Here is a 7,001-nt window from a genome sequence, read left to right on the forward strand (position 1 = left end):
AGGGCATCAACGAAGACCAGAACCTGGGCATCGCCATCACCCGCCGTGCGCTGGAAGCCCCGCTGCGCGCCATCGTGGCCAACGCCGGTGAAGAACCGAGCGTGATCGTGGCCAACGTCAAGGCCGGCGAAGGCAGCTACGGCTACAACGCCGCCACCGGCGAGTTCGGCGACATGATCGCCATGGGCATCCTGGACCCGACCAAGGTGACCCGCTCGGCCCTGCAGCACGCCGCTTCCGTCGCCGGCCTTGCGATCACGACCGAAGTGGTCGTGGCCGAAGTGCCGAAGAAGGAAGAGCCGGCCATGCCGGGTGCTGGCGGTATGGGCGGCATGGGCGGCATGGATTTCTGATCCGGTTGGCCCGGTCGTCAGGGAACCGGACCGCGCCAGCGCGGTCCGATCCCGGCAACGACCCGACATCAAGGCCCCAAGGACGGGGCCGGAGCCCGGCAGCGATGCCGGGCTTTTTGTTGTGCCCGCGCCGCGGCAATGTCTGACGCGAAGATCAGAACGCACCGATACGAACGTGCGAACACAGGCGCAACACTGAGCAGCCGTCCCCGCACCGGAGCGCTGCGTGCCGCGCCTCGCCACATCCCGGCGGCAAGCCGCGGGATGCGCGCCACTGCCGTCCGCCCACACCGGTTCGCGGTACGCGCGCCACGCGCCCGAGCGCACGCTGCTGTACGCGTTGGTAGAGGCGCACTACCCGGACTTCATTGCACGGATCGAAGCGGAGGGCCGCTCGCTGCCCGGGTATGTCCGCGAGGCGTTCGATGCCTACCTGCGTTGCGGCGTACTCGAGCACGGCTTCCTGCGGGTGGTGTGCGAGCACTGCCGTGCAGAGAGGCTGGTGGCCTTCTCCTGCAAGAAGCGCGGGTTCTGCCCGAGTTGCGGCGCGCGACGCATGGCCGAGAGTGCGCGGCACCTGGTCGAGGAGGTGTTCGGCCCGCGGCCTGTGCGGCAATGGGTGCTGAGCTTTCCGTACCCCTTGCGTTTCCTGTTCGCCAGCAAGCCAGAAGCCATTGGCCCGGTGCTGGGCATCGTGCAGCGCGTGATCGCCGGCTGGTTGGCCGATCAAGCCGGCATCGACCGCGCCAGCGCCCAGTGCGGCGCGGTGACGCTGATCCAGCGTTTCGGCAGCGCGCTGAACCTGAACATCCACTTCCACATGCTGTGGCTCGACGGCGTGTACGTGGAAGCCACCGAGCTGCCGCGGCGCGAACTGCGCCTGCACCGCGCCCGTGCGCCCACCACCGCGCAGTTGACCCAGCTGGCAGCTACCATCGCGCACCGGGTGTGTCGGCACCTGACGCGCAAAGGCTGGCTCGAAGGGGAGGGCGAATCGGCCTTCCTGGCAGACAGCGCTGCAGGCGACGACAGCATGGATGGGCTGCGGATGAGTTCGATCACCTACCGCATCGCCACCGGCCGCGACGCTGGCTGCAAGGTCGTCACGCTGCAAACGCTGCCCGGTGACGCCGGTTCGCTGGAGGGCGAAGCCGGCAAGGTCGGCGGCTTCTCACTGCATGCCGGCGTGGCGGCCGAAGCACACGAAAGCCACAAGCTGGAAAAGCTGTGCCGCTACATCACGCGCCCGGCGATCAGCGAGAAGCGGCTGTCGATAGCGCTCCAGGGCAGGGTGCGTTACCAGCTCAAGACCCCGTGGCGCAATGGCACCACGCATGTGGAATGGGATCCGGTGGATTTCATCGCCAAGCTGGCGGCGCTGGTCCCGCCACCTCGCGCGCATCTCACCCGCTTCCACGGCGTATTCGCCCCGAATGCAAACCTGCGTGCGCAGCTGACGCCCTCGGGGCGCGGCAAGCGGCCTGCGGGCGATGCGGCGCCAGTGGACGTCAGCGCCCACGACGCGCCGCGCAGCCCCGAGGAGAAGCGCCGTGCGATGAGCTGGGCGCAACGGCTCAAGCGGGTCTTTTCCATCGACGTCACCGCCTGCGTCCACTGCGGTGGCACCGTGCGGATCGTCGCCAGCATCGAGGAACCCACCGCCATCCGCGCCATCCTCGCCCACTTCGAGAAGCACGGCGCGCGGGAAGAAGCGCACTACAGGCCCGCAGCGCGCGCGCCGCCAGTGCAAGCCGCGTGACGATCTGCCGGCTGCACAGCCGACGGCGAAACCGGAATCCGAGCCGATGCGGCCACGATCCGCAGGGCGGCGCTCGGCCCGCTGTCGGGAATCAGCGAAGCATGGCTGCTGACAACGCCGCTGCGTGGCCCCGCGATGCCGAAATCCCACTCACAGACGTCCGATCCGTGCCCAAAACGGGGCTTGCGCGACCGCCGCCTACCCAGCAGACTGCCCGAAAAGGGCGTTTGAACTTCCTATACGCAAGGAACGTCTCGCCTGCCAAATCGGGCCATGTGACGGCTGACCGCTTGGCGAGCGGATGCCGTTCCGGTAGCACCGCCAAGAGCGGTTCGGTCCATGTGCGACGGGAATGGCAGTCGGGTGGTTGGGGCGTGCCCGCGACGAACGCCACGTCCAACCTGCCGGCGCGAAGCTGCACCACCGCTTCACGGGCCGGGCCTTCGGCGATCTCGACTTCAACATCGGGGTAATCCTTGCGGTATTGGCCGATCAGCTTTGCGAGGAAGCTATGCGGAATCAGGGCATGGATACCGATACGAAGCCGGCCGCTTTCTCCGGCTGCCGCCATGCCGGCGGTTTTCACCGCATGGTCGAGTTGGTCAATACCTACGGCTATCCGCTCGACGAAATGGCGTCCGGCCTCGGTCAGCCGAACGCCGCGCGCATGACGCTCGAACAAGAGGATGCCGAGGTCTTCTTCCAGTGCCTTCACGCGGGCGCTGACGCTGGACTGTGCAACGCCGAGCGCGTTGGCGGCGTGACGGAAGTTGAGATATTCGGCGACAGCGAGAGTGTGAACTAAGGTCATCATTGGCACTCGCCCCGAAAGGAGATGATTGCTCAACAGATTTAATCCGTCATTTCTCCTAAGTCTACGCATGCCAAATCGCCATGACTAAATCACAATGAAGTTGCGAATGGTCTGCGTAGTATTGGCAGACATATTAAATAGAGGATCGCGCCGACAATCCAAACCCAACCGTTCCATGCCCCGGCGGTGGCAGAATAGAGTGCTGTGAAGCCAAGCGGTCCTGCGATAGAGCTTAGATTGGTGAGGCTCGTTAGCGTTCCTTGCAAAGCCCCTTGCTTGTTACTGCTGACATTGTTTGAGAGCATTGCCTGCAAGGCCGGCATGCCAACACCCCCGGCGGCAAGCAGCAACAGAATCGGGAACACCATCCATCCCTGCGTGGCAAAAGCCAGAAGAACGAAGCCAGTCGCATCCGCAGCCATGCCAAACAGCAGCGTGCGCCGCTCTCCAAGCCGGCTTGAAAGCGGGCCGGTAACAAACGCTTGGAAGATCGCATGTGTTGCCCCAAACGCCGCGAGCGACAAACCAACGGTCGCGGTGTTCCACTGAAAACGGTCCTCGCCATATATGACCCATAGGGCTGCAGGCACTTGGCCGATCAGTTGAATAATGAAGAAAACTGCGAAAAGCGCACCTAGCCCGCGCAATGCATCATCCAGCCGTAACAGAACGAATGGTTTGATGCGAACCGGCTTTCCGGTCCCGCCATGGCTGTGATGAGTCTCCTTGAGGAAAATGCAGGCAAGCAGGAACGCGAACCCGTTGAGAAGGGCGGCGGCGATAAACGGGGCATGAGCAGAGATACCACCGAGCATGCCACCAAGTGCTGGCCCGGCAATCATGCCCGCCCCATAACAGGCCCCCATGTAGCCGAACCAGCGTGCGCGAGAACCTTCCCCCGTCGAATCGGCAATGGTTGAGGCTGCTACAGCTCCGGTTGCGCCCGTGACGCCGGACACGAGTCGGCCGATATAGAGCACCCATAAGACCGGCGCTGATGCCATAATCGTGTAATCGACTGCGGCTCCTGCAAGAGAAGCCAGAAGTACCGGACGCCGACCGTAAGAATCCGAAAGCTGTCCAAGCATGGGCGCGAAGACGACCTGCATCAATGCATAGAGCGACAGCAAGGCACCATAGTGTCCAGCGACCTGCTCTGCTGGCACAAGCTCACGCAGAAGCGTCGGAAGGACGGGCATGATGAGGCCGAGACCCATGGCGTCAAGACCCACGATCAGCAGGGCAATGATGGCAGAGCTGCGCACCTGAAACTCCAGCGCCGCTCAATGGAGCGACTTTATCAACGATAAGGAGATGGAAATATAACTTATCGGTGATAAATTGTCAAGCACTGGCGAAGGAACGTGAATGACCAAACTGGACAAGGGCACCGTGATCGCGGCGGCGCTAGAGCTGTTGAACGAGGTTGGCATGGACAGCCTGACGACGCGGAAGCTCGCTGAACGCCTCAAGGTTCAGCAGCCTGCGCTTTACTGGCATTTCCAGAACAAGCGAGCGCTGCTTGATGCGCTCGCCGAGGCGATGCTGGCGGAACGCCATACCCGCTCGCTACCCGAAGAGAATGAGGACTGGCGGGTGTTCCTGAAAGAGAATGCCCTGAGCTTCAGAACGGCGTTGCTCTCTTATCGGGACGGCGCGCGTATCCATGCCGGCACTCGACCGACAGAACCGAATTTTGGCACCGCCGAGACGCAAATACGCTTTCTCTGCGCGGAGGGCTTTTGTCCGAAGCGCGCCGTTTGGGCGCTCCGGGCGGTCAGTCACTATGTGGTCGGTTCCGTTCTCGAGCAGCAGGCATCTGATGCCGATGAGAGAGTTCCGGACAGGCCAGATGTGTCCGAGCAAGCACCGTCGTCCTTCCTGCACGATCTGTTTCACGAGTTGGAAACAGACGGCATGGATGCTGCGTTCAACTTCGGACTCGACAGCCTCATCGCTGGTTTCGAGCGGCTGCGTTCATCTACAACAGATTAGAGGCTTATGCCCCTTTGCCGCCCCAACTGCCACGACACCGATCCGCTTTGCACGATGCCCATGACCTCACGGCCGAGCTGGCGGTCGATGACCGGCCGCCACGGGACAAGGGAAATGAGCGGTATCTTGCCAGACAGGATACCGCCATTCACGAGGTTTCGAAGATTATTGCGCCGCATCGGAGCGGGCTTGCTTCCAGTCGTCGGCTAGACGACTGGCGACTTCTCGGTGGCAGCATCACGGGATCGAAGGAGCGCCAGCCCCAACGACACCAGCACTGCCATTGCCGTGGCGTAACAAATCACGGGCCACGCTGTATCGCCGTTTAACAGCGTCACCGCCAATGTCCCGACGATACTGACTATCAGGCTTTGGATGCAGAAGTAGAACGCAACCGCTGATCCAGCGATGTCGTCGAACTGCGCAAGTGCGCCGTTGGCGGTAACGGACACCGTGAAGACAATGCCGACCGCGACAACCCACATCGGCAGGATGAAGCTGAAAAATGACGGCGATCCGAAAAGTTGGCCGATCCCCAACAGGATCGCGCCGGAAACGAGCAACGCCATCCCGCGCGCTACGCATCCCGCGATACCCCATTTGGCAACGAAGGACTTTGCGAAGCGGGTTGTCGTGACCATGACCAGCGCGACAGTCGCGAAGGCCAAGCTAAATCCGATCTCGGAATAGCCGGCTTGGCCTATGAGAACACGGGGGGCTGTCGAGAAGAAAACGAAGAATGTGCCCATGCCGGCACTAAATCCGACCGTGTAAACCCAAAAGGCCGGACTCGCGAAGATCGGCAAAACAGATCGTTGCGTTCTGGCCTGATCCAACGGTCGGGTTTCATGCCACCTGAAACTGGCGTTTAAGAGTGCGAGCGAAGCCAGTGCAGCCAGTGTGATGAAGATCGCCTGCCATCCCCAAAACTCGCCGATCAGCGCACCGGCTATAGGGCCGAGCGCAGGCACGAACGCCAGCATCGAACTGAAAAGGCCGTAGATGACGGCACCTTCGGGACGATTGGCATATACGTCGCGCACGGTCGCGAAGGTGGCCACCAGCATGGCCGATGCTCCAACAGCCTGAACCAGACGAAACGCAACAAAGGCTAATGCAGTTGAAGAACAAGCCGCTCCCAGAGACGCAGCAACGAAAGCCGTTGCGCCTACAAGCAGGATCGGCCGTCGCCCGACGCGATCGGAGAGTGGCCCAAAGATCACTTGGCCCACACCGAGCATCACCATGTAGAGGCTCAACGTGAGTTGGATTATGGATGGAGTCGTGTTCAGGACGCCCGGCATCGCCGGAACGACTGGAAGATAAATATCCATCGCCAGCGAGGCGAGGATGTCGAAGGGAGCCATAAGCAGCAAGGCTGCCGGCAGCGTATAGGCCCACGCGGGGCGTGTGGTGGTCATGACGAATCAACCGCTCGATTAAGGATACCGGGCAGCGTCTGCTCGTCAGCAATCAGATGGGATTGGTCTTACAGAGCGCCGCAACAACAATTCTGATGTTGCGGCTTACTTGTCTGCTGACTTGGAATTTCCCATGCTGATGGCTCCACGATTACGAAATTGAATAGCAGCTCTTATCGAATTAGTTGTTGCGTTGCAATGCGGTATCGTTGGCTCCTATAGCCCCAACCCCCGCTGCCGCCCTAACTGCCACGACACCGAACCGCCCTGCATGATACCCGCGACCTCGCGGCCGAGCTGGCGGTCGATGATCGGCCGCCACGGGACAAGGGTGAACTCGTGGCTCTTTTCCACGATGGCGAACTTGCCGCTCGTTAGCTGGACAGTCCCGGTGAACTTGCCGCTGACACTCTCACCATCCTTGGCGGCGCGGAACGGCAGCGCCTTGCCCTCGGCCATCTCCGCACCGGCGCGCGCAACTTCCCGCTCGCGCAGGGTGGCGAGAAGATTGCGCCGGTAGAAGATTCGGCCGTCCCTGTTGCGCGTGGCGTCGCGCTGTTCGATATGATGCTCGCGGCGCTGGTCCATGGCTTCGCGGACCTGTTGCCCGAAGCCGGTCGGCGCAAGGTCGGCCGTTTCGCCATGGACCAATCGCCGGT

General features: G+C 62.2%; 7 protein-coding genes and 1 pseudogene. 3 read left to right on the top strand and 5 right to left on the bottom strand.

Going from position 1 to position 7,001, the window contains the following annotated elements; all coding sequences use genetic code 11:
• Positions 1-353: TCP-1/cpn60 chaperonin family protein (locus ABWL39_RS20585; RefSeq protein WP_023139375.1), on the top strand; the 353-nt coding region annotated here is incomplete at its 5' end.
• A gap of 274 nt (positions 354-627) precedes the next feature.
• A complete protein-coding gene (locus ABWL39_RS20590; RefSeq protein ID WP_022742855.1) occupies positions 628-2,112 on the top strand; it encodes an IS91 family transposase in 1,485 nt (494 codons plus the stop codon).
• Positions 2,113-2,203: 91 nt separating this feature from the next.
• On the opposite strand, the gene ABWL39_RS20595 is transcribed toward ABWL39_RS20590, so the two are convergent.
• Both ABWL39_RS20595 and tet(G) read right to left on the bottom strand, forming a co-directional pair.
• On the bottom strand, positions 2,204-2,995 hold the full coding sequence (locus ABWL39_RS20595) for a LysR family transcriptional regulator (RefSeq protein WP_001253717.1): 792 nt from the start codon (positions 2,993-2,995) through the stop codon (positions 2,204-2,206).
• Positions 2,996-3,015: 20 nt separating this feature from the next.
• On the bottom strand, positions 3,016-4,191 hold the full coding sequence (gene tet(G) / locus ABWL39_RS20600; protein WP_001257840.1) for a tetracycline efflux MFS transporter Tet(G): 1,176 nt from the start codon (positions 4,189-4,191) through the stop codon (positions 3,016-3,018).
• Between the two features lie 103 nt (positions 4,192-4,294).
• On the opposite strand from tet(G), the gene tetR(G) reads away from it, so the two are divergent.
• Positions 4,295-4,921 carry a tetracycline resistance transcriptional repressor TetR(G) gene (gene tetR(G) / locus ABWL39_RS20605; protein ID WP_000163574.1) on the top strand — a complete coding sequence of 209 codons (627 nt, stop codon included), beginning with the start codon at positions 4,295-4,297 and terminating at the stop codon, positions 4,919-4,921.
• Here the strand turns inward: tetR(G) and ABWL39_RS20610 are convergent.
• The 3 genes and pseudogenes from ABWL39_RS20610 to ABWL39_RS20620 all read right to left on the bottom strand — a co-directional run.
• A pseudogene (locus ABWL39_RS20610) lies at positions 4,918-5,034 on the bottom strand (DUF3363 domain-containing protein); the annotation flags it as partial. The gene tetR(G) and the pseudogene ABWL39_RS20610 overlap by 4 nt on opposite strands.
• Before the next feature lie 93 nt (positions 5,035-5,127).
• Complete coding sequence (locus ABWL39_RS20615; protein WP_000214125.1) at positions 5,128-6,342, bottom strand: chloramphenicol/florfenicol efflux MFS transporter FloR2; 1,215 nt, start codon at positions 6,340-6,342, stop codon at positions 5,128-5,130.
• Positions 6,343-6,558: 216 nt separating this feature from the next.
• On the bottom strand, positions 6,559-7,001 hold a 443-nt coding region (locus tag ABWL39_RS20620), incomplete at its 5' end, for a DUF3363 domain-containing protein (RefSeq protein WP_003158920.1).

Source organism: Chitinivorax sp. PXF-14 (assembly GCF_040812015.1).
GTDB lineage: Bacteria > Pseudomonadota > Gammaproteobacteria > Burkholderiales > SCOH01 > JBFNXJ01.